Below are 23,979 nucleotides of genomic sequence, written 5' to 3' on the forward strand. Positions count from 1 at the left end.
GAGATCAGAAGTTAGAAGTTAGCTGTTGGCACTAGCACTCCGATTACTCCGATGGCTCCGATAGATCCGATTACTCCGGTAGCTCTAGCCAACAGCAACCCCCCTCAAAAAAAACTGGGCAAATTCGACGTCAGATCGCTGCAATAATTTAGAGTTGACTACATATCGATACGAGTCGGTGTCGGGGAAAAGTGATTTCCACGTGGATATTTCGAAATGCCCACGTGGAGAATAAAAAATTCCTCCGAAGTTTCATTTGATTCTTCCGAAGTTTCATTTCATTCCTCCGAAGTTTTATTTCGCGCCCACGTGGAAAATAAAAAATATCCACGTGGAGATTTGAGATTTACCACGTGGATATTCGAGAAAGGAGGGAATCGGACGATTTCCCCCGTAAAGATATGTAAAGGTGCTAGGGGTTAGAAGTTAGAGATCAGAGATTAGTTTGAGGAGAATCTAGCCACAGGGTCATCATGCAGTGGCGACAGTCGTTTGCGACGCGCAGCCGATCTCGCCCACGGACTAGATAGAGTGGCAACGCAAAGGGTGGCTTGCGCCCCGTCCGTGTACAGTAGCCGAGCTGATGCAGTAGGCAGTGACGGGTAAACATCACGGGGATTGATCCCTCGGGACGCTCAACCTCGAGGGCGGGAGCGATGCTCCCTGAGACGCCTAGCTGGCGGTAGAGCTGACGTGCCGACTCATTGGCCACATTGTAGGTGAAGTCTAGCGTGTCGGGCAGACCATACCGCTGACGTGCCGTAGGGTCTGGCGTGTGGAGTCGGTCGATGCGCTTCTGCTGTAGTGGCTTACCGATGGCATCTCTGCGCTGTAGTGCTAGAGCGATGCATTGACGCTGCAGCTCCTCCGCGAGCTCTCGTCGCAGCTCCGCAACGAGCGAGGGCGGGACGAAGAGTCCGTATAACTTTATGGTCACCTCTGTAGCTCTGTATGGTGTGTCGCCGAGCTTGCGAAGGGTGCGCTCTACGTGAGCCGTATTGTCTCGCTGCGCAGGCTCTAGCGTGACCGATCGGCTACGTGTGATCGACAGGTCGGGTGCCTCCGTGAGTTGCATTTGTAGTGCGAGCCGGTCGGGCGTTGCCTCCAGATGTAGCGACACCGGTATAGTGCGGGTAGAGGCATCGGGGCGTAGGAGCTGAGCCTCTAGGAGATGATTGAGGTTGCGCCAGAGCGTCGACCCCTGTGGCAGTTCTAGCGCTTGGGAGAGACGCAGACGATAGTGTCCTGCTCGCCTAGCGGGCGTCACTTGGTTGATCTGTGCTCCGATGAGCTTCTTGTCGATAGCGTAAGCGACCACCCCGTCGCCATTAGCGAGCATGATGTCGTCGCTCAGGAGTGCTATCTCTAGCTCTTTGCCTCGGCTCTGGATTACCGTACCGATCGGCTGACCGAGGCTTTTGCTGCTAAAGGGTGTGATGCTGTCGGTAGGAATAGGCGAACCGAGGGGCGTATTGTAGCTAGTAAAGGGGCGGGCAAAGGTCGCCTCAGGCTGCGGCGTGAAGGTGTACTCCGCCACTCCCCATGAGGGACGTCGCAACTCGCCACTACGACGAGTCAAGATCTCGTCTAGCACTCTACGATAGTGGGCGATGACGTTGCGCACGTAAGGGATCGCCTTGAGTCGCCCCTCCACCTTGAAGGAGCTGACGCCCGCATCGATCATCTCTTCGATGATCTCGGTGCGGTTGAGATCTTTCAGAGAGAGTAGGTGCTCGCCCTGGCGTAGCTTTTGTCCCTGAGCATCGACGAGATCATAAGTCATGCGGCAGTACTGAGCGCATTGCCCCCGATTGGCACTGCGCTGCGAGAGTGCCTCGGAGATAAAGCAGCGACCACTGTAAGAGACGCAGAGTGCCCCATGGACGAACGCCTCTAGTCGCAGCGGGGTCTTGTCGCGCACCGCCACAATGTCCTGACAGCTCCACTCGCGTGGCAAGACAGCCTGCTCGAAGCCTAGATCGGAGAGCATCTGCAGCTGCTCTAGCGAGTGATTATGGCACTGCGTGCTAGCGTGTAGCGGGATAGGCGGTAGCTCCTGGGTGAGTAGTCCGAGATCCTGTATGATGAGTGCGTCTGCGCCCGCCTCGTAGAGCTGATGCGCCATCTCGACGGCGTGCGTTAATTGACTATCAGTGAGGATCGTATTGAGCGCTACATAGACTCGTGCGGCATAGCTGTGAGCTGCATCGCAGAGTTGCCGTATATCTTCGAGCGAGACCCCGACAGCACTCCTAGCACCATACTGAGGAGCGCCTACGTAGACCGCATCGGCACCCGCCGAGAGTGCCACCAGACCACCCTCGAGCGAGGAGGCTGGAGCCAAGAGCTCTATGTCGCGTAGTGTAGTCAACGGAGCTACTCTTTTAGAGCTTACTACCGAAGGCTAGATCGCCTGCATCGCCTAGTCCTGGGACGATGTAAGCATGCTCGTTGAGTGCTGGGTCGATGACAGCCACCCAGAGTGTGACGGGATCCTTGTCGTCAAACTGAGACTGGAGGAAGTCGATAGCTTGCTGGCTAGCCACGATGGCGACCATGTGGGTGTGGCGAGGTGTGCCACAGCTCTTGAGGAGCGCCTGCCAGGATAGATGCATAGAGCCTCCCGTGGCGAGCATCGGGTCAACGAGGAGTAGCTCCTTGCCAGTCAAGTCTGGCGCAGCAACATACTCGACATGGATGTCAAAGTCTTCGTCATCCTTGACTTTGCGATAGGCGGAGATGAAAGCATTTTCGGCACGATCGAAGAAGTCTAGGAAGCCGTGATGAAGGGGTAGTCCAGCACGGAGGATCGTTGCCACGACGAGCTGCTCGTCTAGTACGGCTGTGGGGGCAGTGCCGAGTGGCGTCTCCACGGGACGTGTCTGGTAGTGGAGCTGCTTGCTCAGCTCGTAAGCCATGATGTGGCCGATGCGCTCGATGTTTGCTCTAAAGCGTAGGGGATCTCTCTGGATCTCTCGGTCTCGTATCTCAGAGATGAAGTGGGTCAGGAGTGAAGGTCTCTCGGATAGATTGTATACCTGCATGAGCTTTACTATGTTTGGGTGCTTAAATTAGGCAAATATACAATATCTTTGCCGGATAGACGTTTGAATCACGTAGTCAATTACTCTTTTGTGAAGCAAGACGCAAGTACATATCATACCTATTCACTAGGTCGTCGCCATGGGCTGGTGGGGCTGCTGCTACTGCTGCTACTGGTGCCGATGGCTACCACGCTCTCAGCACAGACGGCGCGACCGATGACGCGACCCTATGCGGATCATAGACGATTTAACTGGGGATTTCACGTGGGAGTGCATGTGGAGGATCTAATCATCGACAACCTAGGCCCGACGGAGGGGGAGGCGCAAACGCTCTATGCGGCAGTGCCGAGCTATAGTCCAGGCTTTAGCGTAGGGGTCATAGCCAACTACAACCCGCACATGGACTGGAGTATACGACTGCTTCCGACACTACACTTTGGGGAGCAGCGATTGCTCTTTAGGTCTTGGGAGGCAACGGGCGACGAGGCTTTTGAATCGATGCCGATGCGCAACAGTCAGATCGAGTTACCACTGCTGGTTAAGTACAGCTCTGTGCGCTTTAACGACACCCGCCCATATCTCGTGGGGGGCGTCTACGGCTTGCTACACATGGGTCAGAAAAAGGGTGCCCCCTTGCAGTTCGCACCGCTCTCAGCGGGCTGGACCTTTGGCGTAGGGTGCGACATTTACCTGCGCTACTTCAAGCTCTCGCCGGAGCTACGCTTTGACTTTGGCTTTACTGACCTGATCCGTCACAACAGACCCGACCTGGATGAGGGTGCTAGCATGCGCTACACCAATGCATTGCGCCGTGGTACGGGGCGGATGATCATGCTCACCTTCTGCTTCGAGTAGGCGAGACGGCACACAGCTACTCCTCCGACTTCCACTGCGTAGAGAGCGCGTGGTAGATCCTCTCGGCTGCCACCTGCGAGGCTACTCGTGACGGCTCTAGTCGCTGGCGCACCATACGATATTGCGCTTGCTGCGTCTGATAGGCTGTGCTCTCACGATCGAGAAGTGGCGTCAGCGCTTGAACTAGTCGCTGCGCTGTCACAGCATCGCCCAGCAGTTCCTCGACGACGGGAGACTCGGCAATCAAGTTGACCAATGAAAAGTATCGGATCGGCAGGAGATGGTCGAACGCCCAACGCGCTAAGCGCCCTGCAGGGAGACGATAGGCGACCACTTGTGGGGTGCCTATGAGTGCTGTCTCAAGCGTGGCTGTCCCGGAGGTGACCAACGCTGCCGAGGCGCCAGCCAAGAGCGGGAGCGTCTCATCGATGACGAGCTCTATGCGCTCACTGAGATAGGGTGTGTAGTGCGCTGGATCGATGCTCGGTGCTCCTGCGATGACGGCTCGCCAGGGAGCGGGTAGGAGGTCTATCGCTCGGCGCATGATCGGTAGGTTACGGGCTATCTCAGCTTCGCGACTCCCTGGGAGGAGTGCTACGTAAGGTCGTTCCGTATCGCACAGCTTAGCATTGCTATCCAGTAGCTCGCCCACGCTCTGTATACTCGGATTGCCCACGTAGCGGGCATTGACGCCACGCTGCGAGAGGTAGTCCGCCTCAAAGGGGAGGATCGTCAAGCAGAGATCCGTGTAGCTCCGGAGACGCTTGATGCGTCTACGACGAGAGGCCCACACCTTAGGCGGGATGTAGTAAACCACTGGCACGCCGTGACGATGCGCCATCGGGAGCGTGTAGCGCAGGTTAAAGCCTCCGTAGTCGATCGGGATGACTACGTCAGGCGGATTCGAGCGCATCTCCTCTTGTAGTAGGCGCGCTGCTAGTCTTATCTTGCTCATACTGCGCAGCACACTCGTGAAGCCCATGACCGCTATCTCACGGTAGTGGTAAAGGGGAGCTACACCCGCCTGCTGCGCCATCTTGTCCCCCCCAATAAAGGCAAAAGCGGCCTTCGCATCGACCGCTTTGAGTGAGGCGATGAGCCGTGCACCATGCTCGTCGCCAGAGGCTTCGCCAGCTATGAGGAGGTATTTCATAGCTTGTCTGTCTATTGCTCTAGAGATGTAGCGGCCACTGCTGGGCGACCTGCTCTAGGAAGGGGTGATCTGTCATATCGATCTGCAGGGGTGAGATCGTAGCGTAGCCCTCGATGAGCCAGTAGTGATCCGTCCCCGTACGTTGATCGGGATCGACCTGATCGCCCTGCATCCAGTAGACAGGAGTGCCGTGCGGCGTCTCGGCACGCATATACTCATTGACGAAGCGACCCGTACCTTGTGGTGCCCACTTGATACCCTTGGCAGAACCCTTCGGGAAGTTGACATTGAGCATCGTCGTATGCGGTAGCCCATGCTCGACCACCTGCGGGATGAACTGCTTGGCAAAAGCGCATACCTCGCTAAAGTCGCACTTGTCGCTGTGGTTAGCTAGCGAGAAAGCAACCGCTGGTATACGTGCTATGGCGGCCTCTATGGCAGCTCCCACGGTACCTGAGTAGATGGCGCAGATGCCGTCGTTGCGCCCATGGTTGATCCCTGAGATCACCAGGTCTGGCAGCTCAGAGGCAAAGAGCGTATTAAGAGCCAGCTTGACACAATCTACGGGCGTACCCGAGCAACTGTAGAGCTGATAGGGGAGCTGCGCACTCTCCTCCATAAAGGAGAGCCGTAGCGGTGTGCGGGAGGTAATCTGCGAAGAGGCTCCCGAGCGGGGCTCCGTGGGGGCGACGACCGTCACCGTCGCTATCTGGGCAAGCGTCTCCGCCAGCTCACGGATCCCCTGCGCATGGACGCCATCATCGTTAGTCAGTAGTATCTTCATAGTGTATAGATTTAAGGTTTACAGTAGGACAAGTCTAGTCTTCAGCCACCGCCGAGCGCTGGCTCTCGGGGATGATCTCCTCGAGCTTGACACGAAACTTCAGTGCCGTGTAGGGGTTGATCTCGCCAGAGCGTCTCTCGCCATAGCCTAGATACCAGGGGATGATGATCTCCGCCTCATCGCCTACGACCATCTGCTGGAGACCTATGCGGGCTCCCTCGACGAGCTGATTTTTCGGGCCACGATTGATCGCAAACTCGGCTGGACGCTCTGACCCGTAGTTACCATCGACCACCTTGTCGCCTACGAGCAGACGCATCTCGTAGTGGCACTTGATGCGTGAGGTCTCGATGGGGTGCTCCTTGCCTTCGCCATGAGCCAGCCACTTCATATAGACGTAGGCTGAGGAGCCTTCGATAGAGGCTTTGGAGTACTCCTCCTTAGAGCCATACTCATTGAAAGAACTCTCATTATTGATCCGCCACTGAGTGGTCGCATCAATAGGATCTTCGCAAGCTGTGAGTAGGAGCAGCGAGAGCAGTGCTAGGAGGCTCGCTCTCAGGGATAGATTATATTTCATCTTCGATCTTCTTGAGTAAGGTGTTGATACTAGTGCGCTCGGCAATGAGGTCATGTAGCGCAGAGATAGCTATACGCTCCTGCTGCATTGTGTCGCGGTCACGTAGGGTGACTGTGTTGTCTTCGAGCGTCTGATGATCCACGGTGATGCAGTAAGGCGTACCGATAGCATCCTGACGGCGGTAGCGCTTGCCGATGCTATCCTTCTCGTCATATTGGCAGGTGAAGTCGAGATGCAGGAGACGGACCACCTCCTGTGCCTTTTCATCCAGCCCGTCCTTGCGTACGAGCGGCAGGACAGCCAGCTTGACCGGTGCTAGTGCAGGCGGTAGCGAAAGCACGACACGGGTCTCGCCATTCTCTGTCTGCTCCTCCTTGTAAGAGCCACAGAGCACAGAGAGGAACATACGATCCACACCGATACTGGTCTCCACGACGTAGGGAATGTAAGACTCCTTCGTGTCGGGATCGTAGTAGCGGAGCTTCTTGCCCGAGAACTCCTCGTGGCGTGATAGGTCAAAGTCCGTACGACTATGGATCCCCTCGACCTCCTTGTAGCCAAAGGGCATGAGGTACTCGATGTCGGTCGCAGCGTTGGCATAGTGCGCCAGCTTCTCGTGATCGTGGTAGCGGTAGTCGCTCTGCGGGAAGCCTAGAGCGTAGTGCCAGTGCAGGCGCAGCTTCTTCCAATACTCAAACCACTCCAGCTCAGTGCCTGGCTGTACGAAGTACTGCATCTCCATCTGCTCAAACTCACGCATACGGAAGATAAACTGACGTGCTACGATCTCATTGCGAAAGGCTTTACCGATCTGTGCGATACCGAAGGGGAGCTTCATGCGTCCCGTCTTCTGCACGTTGAGGTAGTTGACAAAGATTCCTTGCGCCGTCTCGGGGCGTAGGTAGATTGTCGAAGCGCCCTCGGCCGTCGAACCAACCTCGGTGGCAAACATCAGGTTAAACTGACGCACCTCCGTCCAGTTTGTCGTGCCACTGATGGGGCAGACGATCTTTTCGTCGATGATGATCTGGCGTAGCTCCTCGAGGTCGTTATCGTTGAGTGCCTTTGCCATGCGCTGGCGCAGAGCCTCCGCCTGCTCGAGGTACCCCTTGACACGAGGATTGGTCGTGCGGTAGAGAGACTCGTCAAAGGAGTCTCCAAAGCGCTTGCGCGCCTTCTCGATCTCTTTCTCCGCCTTACCCTCGATCTTTGCAATCTGATCCTCAATGAGAACGTCCGCGCGGTAGCGCTTCTTGGAGTCTTTATTGTCGATCAATGGATCGTTGAAAGCATCTATATGTCCCGATGCCCGCCAGATGTCTGGGTGCATAAAGATCGACGAGTCGATGCCGACCACGTTGGGGTGCAGGCGTGTCATCGCCTCCCACCAGTAGCGCTTGATGTTGTTCTTAAGCTCTACACCGTTCTGACCGTAGTCGTAGACAGCGCTCAGTCCATCGTAAATATCAGATGAGGGAAAGACAAACCCATACTCCTTACAGTGGGATACAATCTTCTTAAAGAGGTCTTCTTGTGATGCCATAATGATTTCTTGTCCTAATTCTTATGGTTACAAAGATACGAAAAAGAGGTTAGTTGCTGGCCTTTGGCTGTTTGCTCTTGGCTCTTGGCTCTTGGCTGTTGGCTCTGATCACTCCGATGGCTCCGATAGCTCTGATAGCTCTGATAGCTCTGATAGCTCTGATAGCTCTGATAGCTCCGATCACTCCAGCTAACAGCCAATAGCCAACAGCTAACAGCCAATAGCCAACTACGCCGTTACCGTGCCGACCGCTAGGACGCCGACAGAGACTTGTGCTAGGGGCGTGTCCGCTAGGGCATTGAGCGCAGCCGTGAGGGTCGCTCCAGTCGTGAGCACATCGTCTAGAAGTAGGATGTGGCTATCTGGGGGGATCGCTTCGCTACCTAGAGTGAAGCTCCCGAGCATAGCCTCCAGACGATGCGTGCGGTCACGATGCGTCTGACTACCCTGAAAGCGCGTACGTCGCAAAGCGTGTGGCAGATAGGGGATACCCGTGACCGAAGAGATTCCCTCGGCCAGCAGTACAGCCTGATTATACCCTCGCTCCAGTGTGCGGGCCGGCGTTAGCGGCACAGGTATGATGTAGTCTACCTGCTCCCGCTCTAGCGGTAGGAGCGTGCCCATGAGGCGACCCATATACCTTGCGAGTGGCTTATTGCCGTGATACTTGATGTCGTGGACGATCAGTGCCATCGCATCGTCACGAGCATAGAGATAGGGCGCCAGCACCCTGCGAGGCATCGGGTGGGCACCACGCAGACGGTCCAGCGCACCGACCGTACGCTCGTGATAGCGTCCCAGTGCGCCTTGACAGGTGAGGCAGAGGGGCGGAGCATTCGGCGGGAGTAGCGTGTGACAGACAGGGCACCAGCGCGGGTAGAGGAGCTGTAGGAGCGACTCACGAGCCGTCGCCCGCCATCCTTGTGGCGGTGGCGGGGCGATGCGTCCTGCGGAGGGGCTTTTCGTTGGTCTGTGGCTCATCAAGGTACGGCTGCTTTTACACTTTACTCCTCCTCCGACTCGTTATCCTCTTCCTCCTCTCGCATCCTCTGGAGCACCTCTTGCAGTGCTTCGTACACTTCGCTCGGGGGGTAGCCACGCCCCACACCATAGCGCATCATCTTGTCAAAGAGCGCACGAGGCGTCCGTGCCGAGGTGCGACGCAGCTTGCTCTCGAGTAGCTCCGCGAGGGAGTAGTTCGGCTGCTCCGCCTCGATGATCTCTGGCAGCACCGCGTCGATGATCTCTGTCGGCACCTCCTGCATACGCAGTGCTTGACGTATCTTGCGAGGGCCTTGGCTCATGTCGCGATAGCGTGTGCGGGCGTAGCTCTCGGCGTAGCGCTGCGGGTCGTAGTAGCGACCCTCTTGGAGCAGGGCGAGATACTCGTCAATCTCGTCCGAGGGTACCTCCCGACGCATTAGGAAGAGGCGCAGATTGCGGGGCGACCGCTCGGCGCGTGCGCAGTAGTACTTGGCTTTGTTGAGTATATCGGTGTCCATGGTTTCGTTTTTACTGAAAAGTGGCTTGTACAAATCGCTCTCGACCCGTCAAGTCTTTGAGCACTTCTGACGAAGCTGCTCCCGCCTGTTCGCACAGTGCTGCCACTTCGTGCGCCAGCTGGTGATGTGTCTCGCAGTAGAGCGTACATGGTGCGTGAGGCGAGCGGATCTGTGGCACGAGCGTCACGAGTGCTCGGTAGTAGCGGAGCGGATCGGCATCTGGTACGAAGAGTGCCTCACGAGGCTCTCCCACGAGTACGTTGGGGCGCATCGTCGCTTGGTCGCATTCGGGGATGTAGGGCGGATTGCTCACCAAAAGGTCTATCGGAGGAAGCTTGGCGGGGATACCTTTCCCCTGACACCAGGCGAAGAGGTCGCCACGGAAGAGCTGGACGGCGACACCTGTCTGGCGAACGTTTTGCTCTGCATAGCCTAGCGCCTGCTCTGACTGATCCATCGCATAGAGGCTCCACTGAGGGCGCTCGCTACCTATATAGATAGGGATGCAGGCAGAGCCACACCCCACGTCGAGGAGTCGCAGAGGAGCCACCGTGGCGGGGTGACGAGCGAGGATCAGTTCGCACAGCTCGGCCGTCTCGGGGCGTGGTATGAGCACCCCCTTGCCGACCGCTAGATCGAATGAGCCAAAGGGTGTCACCCCTAAGATATACTGTATCGGCTCATCGTGCGCCAGTCGCTCGAGCGCCTGCCGGAGCCAAGCGGCCTCCGTGTCGGACAATTGTCTAACTTTGTGGTCAAGCAGATAGCTTGTCTGGCTGAGCCTGGTGATATGCTGCAGGAGCATCTCGCTCATAGCCCGACGCTCCCGCACCTCGGCATAGTACCCAGGCAGCGCCTCCGCTATCGCCAGTGCCGCATCACGCAGCGTCATACCAGCAACTATCATAGCCTCACTCATTTTGTAGCGACCTTTACTTAGATGAAACATACAGCACCTACCACACCAGACGAGATCTATATGCAGCGCTGTCTGCAACTCGCAGCCTTAGCGCAGGGACGCACCAGTCCCAATCCGATGGTCGGCTCGGTAATTGTCTACAAAGATAAGATTATTGGCGAAGGTTACCACCATTACGCCGGTGCTCCCCATGCCGAAGTGATGGCGTGGCGTAGCGTCCCCGAGGAGCTGCGGAGCGTTATCGGCGAGGCGACCTGGTATGTGAGCTTAGAGCCTTGCGCTCACTACGGCAAGACACCACCCTGCGCAGAACTCATTGCGGGGTTGCGACCCGCCCGAGTGGTCATCGCGATGCTGGATCCCTTTGCCAAAGTGGACGGACGAGGCGTGGCACGCCTTCGCAAAGCGGGTATAGAGGTCTCGGTCGGATGCTTAGAGCAAGAGGCTATCGCGCTCAACCGCCACTTCCTCGTGGCGCAAACCTTAGGACGCCCCTACGTCACGCTCAAGTGGGCTGAGAGTGCCGACCACTACATCGACCGCCTGCGTCACGATGCGAGCGATGCGCCTTACATCTTCAGCTCGCCACTCCGCCAGCACTCGGTGCATCATCTGCGAGCACTTCACGACGCTATCTTGGTGGGGCATCACACGGCCGAGCTGGACGACCCACTCCTGACCAATCGCTCGGGTAGTGGCGGTCAGCCGATCCGTCTCCTCTGGTGTCACAGTCGGCTACCTCGTCCCGAGCTGCGTATGCTACAAGACGCTACGGCACCAACGATCATTCTCCTCCCGCCTGCACTCCTCAAGCAAGTGTCCGATGGGCAATACCCGCCCCACGTCTCCTGCCTCGCCACGACGGGCGAGGTGCGCGACCTGCTCACGCTCCTGCATAGTCAGGGCATCGAGTCGCTCCTCGTCGAGGGAGGCGCACAGCTCCTGCAGCGCTTCCTAGACGCCGACCTCTACGACGAACTCAACGTCGAGCATGCCCCCGTCCAGCTCCACAACGGCGTCCCCGCCCCTCACGACGCAGACCATCAGAACGCAGACCGTCGGAACGCACATCTCGTGCATCCCGACGGTTTGACTCACCAGTAACTTAATATAGTAGCTGTCGAAAACTGAGAGGAGGCGTAGCAGCGGAACTTGCGTGCCGACTGGTTACGCACTCTCCTCAGAACTACTAACAGCTATTTTTTGTTGGCTGTTGGCTCTTGGCTGTTAGCTTTTAGCTGTTGGCTGGGATCACCTGTTGCACTAGTGCTACTAGTGGCACTAGAGGTACTAGCCACACTAGCCCTTCTAGAGAAAGCCTCTAATCTCTAATTACACTCCGATCTTTTCTCCTAAGAGAAAACAAAAGGTTAACTTTGTGGCGTGGAAACTTAGCCGGAGCTCTTACGGAGCACCGCTATCTAGGTAAAATAATCAGCAACAGGATATGAAACGAGACTTATTACGACTCCTTGCGATGCTTCCGCTTTGGGTGCTCGCGACGCTCTACACGACCGCTCAGCAACCAGCGGCAGCTCCGTCAGCTACGACGGATCAACCAGACACCCTCACCATCGTACCGCTACAGGTGCAGCAGTATCGGGTGATGATGCCGTTTATCTCGGATAGTCTCGATGTGCAGGGCAAGGCGTACGACGCTACCGACCTACTCAAGCCGGTGAACCATATCAAGCTGAGCCAGGCGCATGGCACCCTGCCCTTTGCGAAGGAGGGCGTCGTCACGCTGCGCACCGCAGAGGATGCGATTACGACCTATGCGGTACGCCTGCGCACGCCGAGCTATGAGCAGGCGACGCTACAGATCGAGGCGTCGGTACCCTTTGTCTTAGCACTCGATGGTGCCAAGCTCTCGTCTGCTACGCTGTATCAGAGCGAGCTAAAGCTGGCTTCGCCTGCGTCACTCACGCTGACGCCTGGACGGTCGCACCTGCTCACGCTGCAGCTACTCACCAAGGGGGGCGAGCCGGCGCAGTATCGTATGAAGCTCATCCCTGCCAAGGCTGACAGCCAAATAGAGCTACGTCACGACGACAAGGAGTACTTGAGTCTAGAGTATATGATGACAGGTCGCAATCTCTACTCAGTCTCTGTGTCGCCTACGGGTCGCTATACGCTTCTCATAGAGCGCGAGACGAACGCTCTGAAGAGCAATTACCGCACCTATCTGTACCAAGGCGATAAGCTCCTCTCCACGCTAAGCGAGGAGTATCGCTTCGCCAGCTGGATGCCCAAAGAAGACAAGCTCTACCGCACGCTTACGACAGATGATGGACGGCTGTTGATCAGCTACGATCCCAAGACGCAGGAGGAGCGTGTCGTAGCAGAGCAGATCCCCACTGGTTCCTTCTTTATACTCCCTGACGGCAAGCAATTGCTCTACACCATCGAGGAGGAGGGCCCCGCACGAGGCAAGATCACCGAGCAGGTACTGGGACGCTATGACCGTATGGCAGACTTTCGCAAGCGCACCTTCCTCGCCCTTTACGACCTTGAGAGCGGTCGTTATCAGCCGCTCACCTTCGGCCATCGCTCTACCTATCTACATGATGTCAGTCCCGACGCTCGTGAGATCATCTTGAGCACATCGGAGGATATCACCGAGATCCCCTTCTCTCAGAGCAACTTCTATACGATGAACCTAGAGACGCTAGAGGTCAAGCCACTCTTTACCCAGGAGCGCTCTATCTCGTCGATCTCCTACACGTCGCAGCCTCATGTGCTACTCATACAGGGTGATGCGAATGCTTTCGATGGGATCGGGCGCAATCTGCCTGAGGGGATGATCACCAATACATACGATGGTCAGCTCTTCCTCTATGACCGCCAGAGTCAGCAGGCGACGCCCCTGACCAAGGAGTTTGACCCTGCCATCAAGCGGGTCAAGGTCAGCACGGTCCGGCCCGTTGCTTACTTTACAGCGGAAAACAAAGACCGCATCTCCCTCTACCGCCTCGACCTTACACGCAAGCAGATCGAGCAGGTAGCTACGACGGAAGACCTCGTGCGTTCCTTTGACATCAGCGATGACGCTAGTCAGCTCGCCTACTATGGGCAGAGTGCGATGAATGCAGATCGCTTCTATACGCTCAGAGGAAAGCGTGAGACGCTCCTCTACGACCTCGCTAAGAGCAAGATGCAGGATCTAGAGCTGGGTACCATGAGCGACTGGGTACACACGATGCCCAATGGCGACAAGGTGGAGGGACGCTACTACTTGCCGCCTCACTTTGACGCTACGAAGCAGTACCCGATGATCGTCTATTATTATGGAGGTACCTCGCCGACGACTCGCTTCTTCGAGGGCTCTTACTCACTGCCGATGTATGCAGCGCAGGGCTACGTGGTCCTCACACTCAACCCGAGCGGTACCACCGGCTTCGGTCAGGAGTATGCGGCTCGCCACGTCAATGCGTGGGGCAAGGTAACGGCCGACGAGATTGTGGCTGCGACGAAGCAGTTTTGCCAAGAGCACCCCTATGTCAATGCGAAGAAGATCGGCTGCATGGGTGCTAGCTACGGAGGCTTTATGACGCAGTACCTGCAGACCATCACCGACATCTTTGCGGCAGCGATCAGCCATGCGGGCATCAGTGCGCTCTCCTCTTACTGGGGCGAGGGTACCTGGGGCATCGGCTATAGTACGGTGGCGAGCTACAACAGCTATCCGTGGAATAATCCTCAGCTCTACACGGAGCAGAGTCCGCTCTTCCATGCCGACAAGATCCACACGCCGTTACTGCTGATCCACGGCACGGCCGACACGAACGTCCCCATCGGCGAGAGCATCCAGATGTACAACGCTCTGAAGATCTTGGGTCGTGAGGTCGCCTTTGTCAAGGTGCATGGCGAAGATCACATCATCACGGCTCCCGAGAAGAAGATCGAGTGGACGAATACGCTCTTCGCGTGGTTCCAGAAGTGGCTCAAGGACGACCCCACCTGGTGGGATGCTCGCTATCCGGAGGCACACCTCTAGTTGTTCGGAAAAATCAACGCCAGCTGGCTACAATAATTTAGAGCCGACTACATATCAAAACGGTCCCGCGTCGGGGAAAAGTGATTTCCACGTGGATATTTCAAAATCTCCACGTGGAGAATAAAAAATTCTTCGGAGGAATGAAATGAAACTTCGGAGGAATGAAATGAAACTTCGGAAGAAATAAATCACGCCCACGTGGAAAATAAAAAACATCCACGTGGAGAATCTCAAATCTCCACGTGGAAATCCGCAAAAGGCGGGAATCGGACGAATCCCTCCGTAAAGATATGTAAAGTCGCAAAGAGCGGATCGGAGGTGTCGGAGTGAAACGTCGTCCTGCTTTCGTCCCCGTCATCCCCCCATGTCGTCCTGCTTTCTAAGTTCATGTGCAAGTAAAAAGCGAAGTTTTTTCTCGTTTCGCAAGCTCGGTCTACTTCTCTTCGGGGGACCGCTCGTCGGGGTGGGGGCTCCCACCCCTTGCCGCGGGGCGCTCCCGGAGCGGAGACTTTCCTTTCTGAACTTGACTCGGAGGACTCGCTTCTCTTCGGGTGAACCGCTCGGCGGGGTGGGGGCTCCCACCCCTTGCCGCGGGGGCGCTCCCCGAGCGGAGACTTTCCTTCCTTGGACTAGGCTCGAAGAGCTCTCTTCGCTTCGTGGTCCAGCTCGAAGTCGCAGTCGTGCAGAACCAAAGAGAAGAGAATGTGTACGAGCTTATTGTTGACATTGTTGAGGATGACCCCGTAGGGCTTACCTTGGGCTTTCATGCGTAGGTAGTATTGTCTTAATGTTGGGTTATGAGTTATGGCACTTCGGGCTGCTTGGGTCAAGATTCCTTTTAGCCGTCGGTTACTGTAGCCACTTGTGTTGGCTTTGTGAAAGACTGAGCTCCCAGAGCTCTCGTAGAAAGGTGCTATACCGCAGTAGCTAGCCATCTTCTTGGGACTCCAGCTCTTGAAGTTGTCGGTGTAGATGATCAGCATGACAGAGGTGACGAGCCCCACTCCTTTGCAGGAAATGAGGTGTAGGTAGTTGCGGTACATCTCCTCGTCTTCCTTGATGATCTCGAGCATTTGGCGCTCGCACTCCTTGATGCTTTGGGTCAAGAGGTCAATGGCTTTTTGGGCATTTCGGTAGATGAAGTTGTCGGATTTAGACTCGCTAGAGATGTACTGTTTTTCCTTGGAGCTAACTATCTTAGCCTGCCTCTCAGCAACTAGTGACTGCCTGTAGAGGAAGAGGTCTCGTAGGCTACGCATGTTTCCGTCCAGAGGTTTATAGAGAGTGGCTTTGGAGCGGAAGCGTAGAGCGTAGTAAGCGATCATCTCCGAGTCGGCTTTGTCATCCTTGCCTTTGCGCAGCCCCATGCTACGCTTGATCTGCAGGGCGCTCTCGCGCCAGATGTCTAGACCATTGCCGTAGAGCCAGTCGCAGAGTGCGCGATCGTATCCTCCTGTAGTCTCGCAGCAGAAGAGCATGGTGTCGGTCTTGACTCCTCGACCAGCGTTCTTCTTGCTCCAAGAGACGAGGCTCCGGAACCCCTTAGGGTTGTTTTCTACAGTGGTGTAGGCGAGCTGCTGCTCGCTGTCTGATTTTGATTCGTAGTGAATCAAGGTGGCATCTAGTTTCTCTTTGGATACGTCAATGCCAATAAAGTAGTATTTCATAACTTTGTACTTGAATATTTGATAAGGCAGCTAGGCTACATTAGGCTATTACTTTAATTAGGCTCTGAGCCTCTCTTTCTAATAAGTCTCGAGTAGCTGAACTCCAGAGGGTCTCTAACAGAGCTTAGGCTCGAAGCCTCGTAGGGACGATAGATTACCCTCTGGTTGCTGTCCTTACCTTACTACAACAAAGGTAAGAACAACCCGTTCAACTGACCTAATCTCGGGTCGATTTCTTTTCACTCTGCAAACTTAAAGTAGGGACGCACGAGAGTGTCTAGCCGGAGGGCGTCCGTTGTGTCAAAAGTTACAGCATCGTGGTTTTAACGGGGACGGACGCACAGATCGTGCGTCCCTACAGGATTCAGTCACGGCTAATGTCGTCAAGATCGTTCGACAACGGACGCCCTCCCGCTAGATACTCTCGAGCGTCCCTATAGGGCGCAGTAGTAGCCAACAGCCAACGGCCAAAGGCTAGCGCGTGGCTATGCGGCGCTGCAGGAGGAGGCTGTTGACGACGACGCAGATGGAGCTGAGCGCCATGGCAGCCGCCGCGATGGCGGGCGTGATGGTCAAGCCCCATCGTGTGAAGAGCCCCGCAGCGATCGGTATGGCGATGACGTTGTAGAGAAGTGCCCAGAGGAAGTTGAAGCGTATCGTGCGTACCGTTTGTCGTGCTATCTCGGTAGCCTCGACGAGGAGCGATAGGTCGGGTTTGGAGATGACCAGCTGCGCCATCGAGGTGGCTAGGTCGCTACCCCCGGCGAGTGCTATGCTCACGTCGGCACGAGCTAGTGCCTGTCCGTCGTTGACGCCATCGCCTACCATGGCTACGACGAGGCCTTGCTCTTGTAGGGAGGCTAGTATAGTCTCTTTGTCTTGAGGCATGAGCTCGGCATGTAGCGTGTCTATTCCTATTTGCTGAGCGATGCGCTCCGCTTCGGGTTTGCGGTCTCCCGTGAGCATGAGGAGCTTTTTGCCTTGTGCCTTAAGCTGTGCGATCGTCTCGGCAGCGTGCGGTGTGAGCGTGTCCGAGAGAGCTATGATAGCGACGAGCTGGGCCCCCTGCGCCACATAGACGAGCGAGCCAGTGAGGTCGCAAGAGGGTACCGACGCAACGCCCCCCTCGGCAATCCACGAGGCGCGTCCGATGCGCAGCTCACCCTCAGGCGTCGTGACGAGCAAGCCTTGCCCTGGTTGCTCGGTGACGGTCAGTTCGCTGGTCGTCGCTCCCTGCGCCTCGCCATAAGCGACGATCGCTTGCGCCAGTGGGTGCAGACTGTGTTGCTCGGCAGAGACGATGAGCGAGAGCATGGCGGCGCGCTTCTCCTCGGGGATGAACCATTGCAGCTCCGTGACTGAGGGGCTGCCCAGGGTGAGGGTACCAGTCTTGTCTAGGAGGAAAGCCTCGACACGGGGCAACGTCTCCAGTGCCGTGGCCTCGGCAAAGAGTATGTTCCTCCGAGCCGACTCGCCGACAGCTACGGTCAGTGCGGTGGGTGTGGCTAAGCCCAAAGCGCAGGGGCAGGCGATGACGAGGACGGAGATAGCGTAGCGTGCAGCTAGATCGAGTGCGCCTGGCTCTACGACCCAGTGCCATAGGGCAAAGGTGAGTAGCCCGAGGAGGAGTATGGCGGGTACGAAGTATTGTGCGATGCGATCGGCCAAGAGACGTAGCGGAGGTTTGTCCGCCAAGGTCTTGCGCACAGTTGCAACGATATGTCCCAGCGCGGTGTCGGCGCCGACGCTTTCGGCACGCACCTCTATGGCGGTGGAGAGGCAGATGGTGCCAGCGAAGACTTTGTCACCCTCGCCACGCTCCACAGCCTCTGCTTCACCGGTGATGGTTTGTTCGTTGATGTGGGTTGCACTTTGCGAAGTGATTACGCCATCGACAGGGATCGCTTCGCCAGGGCGTACCCGCACGGTCATGCCGGGCTGTACCAACTGCAGTGGCACGCGTCTTGTCTCCTCACCGACGACGAGCGACGCCTCACGAGGTGTCAAGTCGAGGAGTGCCCGCAAGGCACTAGCTGTGGAGGCTGTGGCGCGCTGCTCGAGCCACTTGCCGATGAGTACGAAGGCGGGGATCATGACCAGCGCATCGAGGTAGAGGTGTAGCTGATGCCCCTCGGAGCCGTAGGCGAGGATCAATCCGATGACGGAGCAGGTGGTGCTGAGGGAGACCAATGTGTCCATGCCCATGACGCCCCGTCTTAGTTGCTTCACGGCTCTCCAGTGAAAAGGTCCTGAGACATAGATGTATGCCACGAGTGCGACGAGCGGGGCGACCCAATGCTCGCCGACACCTCCGAGTAGATACATCCAGATCATGACGCCGATGGTCAGAGCTGCGCCGATGGCTGTGCGCCATGCTAGCTGACGCGCTGAGCGACGCTCTTGCTCCAACGCTTGGCTGACGGCCTCGGTCTCGTCTGTTGTGAGTATGAGTGAGAAGCCTAGTGAGGCGACCAGGTCAGCGATCTGCTCGCGGGTGATCTGCTCGGCGTCGTACACGATGTATAGGGAGCGGGTGTCTATCTGTGCGGTGGCCTCGAGGACACCGGTGACACCTTGCAGTTTGTTTGTTACGGCAGCAGCGCATCCGGCGCAGTGCATGCCGACGATGGGAATATATTCGGTAGTTTGTTTCATAGTGAGTGATATTTCTCTATAGGCAAAGATACGCCAAATCAATTGCAAGGGAGTTGCAAACTAGGGACACTGCGTGCGTACGGATGTCGTCATGCTATTGCACTGATTCGGTTGCGCATACGAGTTCCAAGGAATGGCTTTTTAATTTCTACGTAGAAAATCGGATTAGAGGTTAGAGGTTAGAAGTTAGAGTGATTGGAGTGATCGGAGCGGGGCGTCTTGCTTTGACGCAACGGACGCCCTCCCGCTAGATACTCTCGTGCGTCCCTACAGGACTCGTCTCTGTGCGTCCATCGTGTCAAAGGTTACATCTTCAAGTTGGTTCGACAACGGACGCACAGATCGTGCGTCCCTACAGGACTCAATCACGGCTAGATACTCTCGTGCGTCCCTACAGGGTGCAGTAGTAGCTAACAGCTAACAGCTAACAAAAGCGCAGACCACCAAGACGGATGAGTGTCTTGATGGTCTGCGTTTCGTTTAGGAGTATTAGCTGACTAATTGGTCGCTGGGGATTACCGTAACGGAGCCTTTGTGACCTCGTAGACCTCGCCAGTCTTGTGGTCGTAGAGTATAGCGACGACGGAGCAGTGGTCGGGGTTGATGACCTCTCGCTCGATGGCGCTGGTCTTGTCGTAGCTCTTGCCCAGCTGGTAAGCCTCTCCGTCGATGCCGTTGAGCGTCTGACGGAAGATGTGATTGTGCTGGTAGTCCTCCTGGAGTCTAGCTGAAAAGTGCTGGGGAGCTATGATGTCGTCCTCGATGAGCCAGAGCTGTAGGTATAGCTCTGGATCTGTAGCTACCTCGGCACCCTCTAGAGCGGTAGCGGTGCATTGTGCCGTAACCTTGCGGTTGCTCTCAGAGACCTGCAGGTCTATCTTGTAGAGCTGCGGAAGCTCGCGCACCGCTTGCATCTCGCCAGGCCACTGTGCAGCACTGGTGCTAAAGGTTTTGTCACCATTGCTGGCTAGCGGACGACGATTGAATGTCGCAACAGGTAGTTTGTCCGAATGGAGTCGCTCGAAGTAGGTCTTTGCCTCGAGATTGTATAGCCCCTTGGGGTCCTCCTTGGGTCGTGTGCCGATGCCGGTATTGCTCCCGTGTATCGCAACGATGACTACCTTGTTGCCATGTGGCTGTGCGGCCTCGGTGATCGTCTGAGCAGCGCCCGGGCAGTTGATACAGCCCACACCACTGTAGTCCTCGATGAGTACGGAGCGCCCCTTTGTGGTCTCGATCTCATTGGGAATGAATCGCTCACTCTCAGGCATAGGCTTGCAGGCTGCCATAAGGATGAGAGCTAGAGCTGAGAGGATTGTATAGCGTGTATATAGTTTCATCTTGATATAATGGTCAAATGTGATAATGAAGTGGCGGCGCATTAGAATGATCCGTTGTAGCTTAGGTATATACCCTTCGTCTCGGGCATATAGCGGCATACGCCCCCAGAGCAGTTGATACCAGCGCGTGTACGTCCGTAGCCGAGCTGTAGGCGGTGATTGCCCTTGGCGTAGGTGAGTGAGCCCATGTAGTAGTGCTCCTTGGTGGCGTCTATATTGTACTGATCCGATAGGGAGATCATCCAGTGTGGTGCTACTGATAGCTCGGCCAGACCAAAGAGCCAGCTACCCTCAGCCTGACGACTGTATAGGTACTGTAGCTCGGTGCGTAGCGTGTAGCGAGGAGCTAGTCTAAACTTGCCGTCGAGGACGAAGATGTTGCTATAGACGAGCGGGTTATTGATGGCGTGCCCCTCGACGACCTGCTGGTTGTAGATCTGGTGGTAGTACTCGAAGGTCATGGAGACGGTGCGAGAGAACTTCTTGCTCAGCTCGAAGTTGAAGTCCGAGTAGTATAGCTCACCCATGCCAAAGAAGGGGTGCTGATAGCCGTCAGTGCCATAGAGCTTGTTCTTCTCCGCATCTAGAGGAAGCTGGTCTGTAGCGACGCTCTTGAGGCCTCTGACATGTGCATAGTTGACTCGTAGTCCAGTGCCATACTTACCGCCTAGGAGGGTACCTCTGGGGATGGTATAGCGTATGTCACCCTGTAGAGCCCACTCGCCATCAGGCTGTGTAGCGTAGGGGTAGAGTGCTGCGAGGGTGTAGGTATGATTAGCGGTAAAGGCTGGCAGGTGGTTGATATGTAGAGGCGTACCGACAGAAGAGCGAGCCGAGAGGTAGTTGAAGTTTTCGCTACGCTTAGCTTGTAGCAGGAGGCTCAGCCCACGCTGTGAGTAGGAGGTGGAGAGCATAGCTACAGAGCCGGGAGAGTAGATGTAGTGGTTGGTCGCTGTGGGGTCGCTACTCTTGTAGGCGTACTCGCCGTTGAGTACCCATCCACCGAGTGTAAACTTAGCGCGCCCCCCGAAGGCGTGCACCTGACGGGGCAGGTTGAGTCGCATGGGACCTGTCATCCCTGCGGGCGTCTCTACGGGTATGATCTCATCGCCTTCGACCTTATTGACATAAGCACCGCCTAGTGTGAGCGTCATCTGATTGTCTCGTAGAGCTGGTACCCACTGGTGGATAGCGAGCTCTCCATCAGCACCTGATATGAAGCCACGATCTTTGTTGAATAGGCGGAAGGTGCGGTCGAAGTAGTTGCGCTGCTGACCTGTGAATCCCTTGAGTCGTACGCCGTCGTATGGAGTGAGAGATACGTGTACACCTCGTACGGCATTGTCAATGCCTAAGGTACGCTCCTCATAGCTGCGGAAGAGGATGCCTGATCCAAACTGATCGTAGAAGTCACCCAGCGTGACCTCAGCATACTTGCCTACGAAGCCCTTGAGGTGTAGGTGTGGTATGCCACGCCCCTGCTCAGGCTCGTGACCGGGCATGGGTCGTAGTAGCTCTTCGTAGCGAAGTCCTAGCTCGAGGTAGTTATTTCGTAGGGTACCTGTTACGTAGCTATTGCCCATCCAGGTTTTGTACCCGTTAGCTTTGTTGTCTAGAGAGAAGAGCATATCGCTCTGCACGCTAAAGGAGGGGGAGAACTTGTCCCAAGGCTTCCACTCGCTATCACTTTGAGCCGTGAGGGCCGTTAGTGTAGCGAGGCCCATACAGGATAGTATGCAAAGGTGCCGTACGATGCGTAGCGTATATCGCATATAGATTGTGTCTAAAAAAAAGGAGGGTTGAAAAATAGAAGGATCGATCGTATTCGGTCCGTTAGCTTGTCAAAACATCTCAGAGGAGAGATGCTAGCACTCTATGTGGGTGCTAGGTCTCTCCTCTTACTTTGTGCTATGATCTAGTTACTCTTCTGTGGCTTGTAGTAGCTCACGCACCTTTGCGATGAGCTCTTGCTCACCACCATCGGTGTATCCGCTATGAGAGAATGCGACACGCCCCTTGCCATCGATGACGAATACGTGGGGTATCATATTGACATTCATAGCTCGCTTGAAGTCTCCATTGGGATCCAGTAAGACTTCGTACTCAAAGCCTAGCGCATCGACTAGCGGCTTGACGCGGTCAGCGTTTTGCCCCTCATCGATCGATACAGCGATGAGCTTGACGCCCGTCTCCTCCTGCCAGTCTACATACTCCTCGTGTATCGCCTTGAGCTCACGGAGACAAGGCTTGCACCAGGTGGCGAAGAATGAGATGATAAAGGGCTTGCCGTCGTTACTCAGTTCGCTCGTGTTGACTACATTGTTCTGTAGATCCTTGAGCTCGACCTGAGGTAGCTGGGCTTGCGCTAGAGTGACTACTATGAGGGATAGTAGTATAGTTAGAACGTGCTTCATATCAGTGTCTATTGATTTAGGTGTGTGTTACTTGACGGTGATTGCGACGTTGATCGTCCAAGAGAGAGTCTCGCTACCATCTTCAGGGATGAGCTTGACGACGATCCGGTTCTTGTAGGTCTCACCAGCAGGTGTAGAGAGCTTGAAGTGGAGCCAACCACCAGTCATATCACCCTTATTCTTGATAGGGCCCTTCTCGCTATCTGCTGTGTACTCTGTAGCATCAGCCTTATAGGATTTTATGTTATTGACCGTCTCGCACTCACCTATGCAGATAAATCCATCGAACTCATTGTCGAAGGTTATCTCAGTCTTGTATTTCATCGTCTTGATGACGCTAAAGAGGAGGTCTAGGTCACAGTTCCCAGCATCTTCCTCAGATATAGTTGTTACGTAGTCGATGGTGCTGCCTGAGGGGTACTTCTTGCCATCTAGCTTGTTAAAGATAGAAACGTTCTTGCCCTCAATGACAGTGATGGTGCAGGTAGCCTTCTTGTCACCGGCCTGAGCCGTGATGGTAGCTGTGCCTGGTGCGATAGCCTTGACGACACCCTTCTCGCAAACTGTTGCGACAGCGGTGTTACTTGAAGAGAATGTCACCTTAGCATCAGCCGGTGAGACGGTGGCCGTGAGCTCTAGCGTCTCTCCAGTCTGCAGTGTGGCAGCAGACTTCTGGAGCGTTATGCTGGTCACCTCAGGGGTGGGCTTGTTGGCCTCAGGGCCACAAGATGTAAAGAGAACTAGCGAGATGAGAGCTAGTGTGAGTGATAGATAAGTTGCTTTCATTGGAATGCTTAGTTAAGTTTCGAAGTAGTTTAACACCGCCAAAGGTAATAAATATCTTGCAAATGGGAGAGCTTTTGGTTTTTGGTTTTTGGCTGTTAGCTGTTAGCTTTTGGCTATCGGAGTGGATCAGAGCGGATCGGAGTGCTAGGGGCTCTAGTAGCACTAGCCAATAGCCAACAGCCAAAGGCTAACGGCCAAGAGCTAACAGCCAAGAGCTAACAGCTAACCGCTAAATTCGTTACCTTTGCATGAGGCTTCTGTAAGGAGCCTTTTTAATCTAGAGACTGATCTATGCGATTGCTTATAGCACGTCACGGAGAGACGGAGGAGAACTTGCGCTCTATCTGTCAGGGGCAGACAGCTGGCACGCTGACCCGACGAGGGGTGGCGCAATGTCTACAGTTGGGGGACAGACTGAAGGGATGCCCCATCACACATATATATAGTAGTGATCAGCTACGGGCACGCCGCTCGGCTGAGCTGATGATGTCGTCGAGTGGCTGTAAGGCTCCTTTGGTGCTGGACGAACGACTGCGCGAGCGTGCCTTCGGACGATGGGAGGGGCGCCCCTTTGTTGAGCTCCCGCCACTAGAGGAGGAGCCAAACGAGATCGAGACGGTGGAGGCTATTGCGGAGCGTCTGCAGAGCTTCCTGGAGGAGTTAAAGCAGCGGCACAGCAATACAGAGGATCTGGTACTGCTCATGGGGCACGGCTTTACCATGAGGGTGCTAGAGGCATT

At 55.7% G+C, this 23,979-nt stretch carries 19 protein-coding genes and 1 pseudogene; 5 read left to right on the forward strand and 15 right to left on the reverse strand.

Annotated features, from left to right (window positions below; genetic code table 11):
• Positions 1-433: 433 nt before the first annotated feature.
• Both Q2J34_RS03950 and upp read right to left on the reverse strand, forming a co-directional pair.
• On the reverse strand, positions 434-2,371 hold the full coding sequence (locus tag Q2J34_RS03950) for a peptidase U32 family protein (RefSeq protein WP_298886423.1): 1,938 nt from the start codon (positions 2,369-2,371) through the stop codon (positions 434-436).
• A 13-nt stretch (positions 2,372-2,384) separates the two neighbouring features.
• Positions 2,385-3,044 (reverse strand): uracil phosphoribosyltransferase, encoded by a 660-nt coding sequence (upp, locus tag Q2J34_RS03955; protein WP_298886418.1) that lies wholly within the window; start codon positions 3,042-3,044, stop codon positions 2,385-2,387.
• A gap of 90 nt (positions 3,045-3,134) precedes the next feature.
• Between upp and porT the strand changes: the two genes are divergently transcribed.
• Entirely contained in the window at positions 3,135-3,899 is a 765-nt protein-coding gene (gene porT / locus Q2J34_RS03960; protein WP_298886415.1) for a type IX secretion/gliding motility protein PorT/SprT, read from the forward strand.
• A 16-nt stretch (positions 3,900-3,915) separates the two neighbouring features.
• On the opposite strand, the gene lpxB is transcribed toward porT, so the two are convergent.
• Genes lpxB through Q2J34_RS03980 form a run of 4 tightly spaced genes read right to left on the reverse strand, consistent with a single transcriptional unit; the run spans position 3,916 to position 7,959 of the window.
• Positions 3,916-5,052, reverse strand: a complete 1,137-nt coding sequence (gene lpxB / locus Q2J34_RS03965) for a lipid-A-disaccharide synthase (protein WP_300969325.1) — start codon at positions 5,050-5,052, stop codon at positions 3,916-3,918.
• A gap of 19 nt (positions 5,053-5,071) precedes the next feature.
• On the reverse strand, positions 5,072-5,836 hold the full coding sequence (surE, locus tag Q2J34_RS03970; RefSeq protein ID WP_300969326.1) for a 5'/3'-nucleotidase SurE: 765 nt from the start codon (positions 5,834-5,836) through the stop codon (positions 5,072-5,074).
• 34 nt (positions 5,837-5,870) lie between these two features.
• A complete protein-coding gene (locus tag Q2J34_RS03975; RefSeq protein ID WP_298886405.1) occupies positions 5,871-6,416 on the reverse strand; it encodes an FKBP-type peptidyl-prolyl cis-trans isomerase in 546 nt (181 codons plus the stop codon).
• Positions 6,406-7,959 (reverse strand): glycine--tRNA ligase, encoded by a 1,554-nt coding sequence (locus Q2J34_RS03980; RefSeq protein ID WP_298886402.1) that lies wholly within the window; start codon positions 7,957-7,959, stop codon positions 6,406-6,408. The genes Q2J34_RS03975 and Q2J34_RS03980 overlap by 11 nt, the downstream gene beginning before the upstream one ends.
• A gap of 71 nt (positions 7,960-8,030) precedes the next feature.
• Between Q2J34_RS03980 and Q2J34_RS03985 the strand changes: the two genes are divergently transcribed.
• Positions 8,031-8,162: a hypothetical protein gene (locus tag Q2J34_RS03985; protein WP_300969327.1), complete on the forward strand. Its 132-nt coding sequence runs from the start codon at positions 8,031-8,033 to the stop codon at positions 8,160-8,162.
• A 25-nt stretch (positions 8,163-8,187) separates the two neighbouring features.
• On the opposite strand, the gene Q2J34_RS03990 is transcribed toward Q2J34_RS03985, so the two are convergent.
• From Q2J34_RS03990 to prmC, 3 genes are read right to left on the reverse strand one after another with little or no spacing between them, the layout of a single operon-like run.
• Positions 8,188-8,940 (reverse strand): ComF family protein, encoded by a 753-nt coding sequence (locus Q2J34_RS03990; RefSeq protein WP_300969328.1) that lies wholly within the window; start codon positions 8,938-8,940, stop codon positions 8,188-8,190.
• A gap of 23 nt (positions 8,941-8,963) precedes the next feature.
• Positions 8,964-9,461 (reverse strand): regulatory protein RecX, encoded by a 498-nt coding sequence (locus Q2J34_RS03995; RefSeq protein WP_300969329.1) that lies wholly within the window; start codon positions 9,459-9,461, stop codon positions 8,964-8,966.
• Positions 9,462-9,471: 10 nt separating this feature from the next.
• On the reverse strand, positions 9,472-10,410 hold the full coding sequence (prmC, locus tag Q2J34_RS04000; protein ID WP_300969330.1) for a peptide chain release factor N(5)-glutamine methyltransferase: 939 nt from the start codon (positions 10,408-10,410) through the stop codon (positions 9,472-9,474).
• On the opposite strand from prmC, the gene ribD reads away from it, so the two are divergent.
• Positions 10,402-11,484: a bifunctional diaminohydroxyphosphoribosylaminopyrimidine deaminase/5-amino-6-(5-phosphoribosylamino)uracil reductase RibD gene (ribD, locus tag Q2J34_RS04005; RefSeq protein ID WP_300969331.1), complete on the forward strand. Its 1,083-nt coding sequence runs from the start codon at positions 10,402-10,404 to the stop codon at positions 11,482-11,484. The two genes, prmC and ribD, sit on opposite strands and share 9 nt — an antisense overlap.
• Positions 11,485-11,827: 343 nt before the next feature.
• Positions 11,828-14,377: a S9 family peptidase gene (locus tag Q2J34_RS04010; protein WP_300969332.1), complete on the forward strand. Its 2,550-nt coding sequence runs from the start codon at positions 11,828-11,830 to the stop codon at positions 14,375-14,377.
• Between the two features lie 629 nt (positions 14,378-15,006).
• On the opposite strand, the gene Q2J34_RS04015 is transcribed toward Q2J34_RS04010, so the two are convergent.
• The 6 genes from Q2J34_RS04015 to Q2J34_RS04040 form a co-directional block, all read right to left on the reverse strand.
• The gene (locus tag Q2J34_RS04015; RefSeq protein WP_300969333.1) at positions 15,007-16,044 is read right to left on the reverse strand and encodes an IS110 family RNA-guided transposase; all 1,038 of its coding nucleotides are present in this window, start codon (positions 16,042-16,044) and stop codon (positions 15,007-15,009) included.
• A 474-nt stretch (positions 16,045-16,518) separates the two neighbouring features.
• The gene (locus Q2J34_RS04020; RefSeq protein ID WP_300969334.1) at positions 16,519-18,699 is read right to left on the reverse strand and encodes a heavy metal translocating P-type ATPase; all 2,181 of its coding nucleotides are present in this window, start codon (positions 18,697-18,699) and stop codon (positions 16,519-16,521) included.
• A 515-nt stretch (positions 18,700-19,214) separates the two neighbouring features.
• A complete protein-coding gene (locus Q2J34_RS04025) occupies positions 19,215-20,039 on the reverse strand; it encodes an Omp28 family outer membrane lipoprotein (RefSeq protein WP_300969335.1) in 825 nt (274 codons plus the stop codon).
• A 41-nt stretch (positions 20,040-20,080) separates the two neighbouring features.
• The gene (locus Q2J34_RS04030; protein ID WP_300969336.1) at positions 20,081-21,811 is read right to left on the reverse strand and encodes a DUF6029 family protein; all 1,731 of its coding nucleotides are present in this window, start codon (positions 21,809-21,811) and stop codon (positions 20,081-20,083) included.
• Between the two features lie 147 nt (positions 21,812-21,958).
• Entirely contained in the window at positions 21,959-22,453 is a 495-nt protein-coding gene (locus Q2J34_RS04035) for a TlpA family protein disulfide reductase (RefSeq protein ID WP_298889541.1), read from the reverse strand.
• A 27-nt stretch (positions 22,454-22,480) separates the two neighbouring features.
• Positions 22,481-23,239: an Ig-like domain-containing protein gene (locus Q2J34_RS04040; RefSeq protein WP_300969337.1), complete on the reverse strand. Its 759-nt coding sequence runs from the start codon at positions 23,237-23,239 to the stop codon at positions 22,481-22,483.
• Between the two features lie 291 nt (positions 23,240-23,530).
• Here Q2J34_RS04040 and Q2J34_RS04045 point away from each other — a divergent pair.
• A pseudogene (locus Q2J34_RS04045) lies at positions 23,531-23,971 on the forward strand (histidine phosphatase family protein); the annotation flags it as partial.
• Positions 23,972-23,979: the final 8 nt, after the last annotated feature.

The sequence above is a fragment of the Porphyromonas vaginalis genome (assembly GCF_958301595.1).
Lineage (GTDB): Bacteria > Bacteroidota > Bacteroidia > Bacteroidales > Porphyromonadaceae > Porphyromonas > Porphyromonas vaginalis.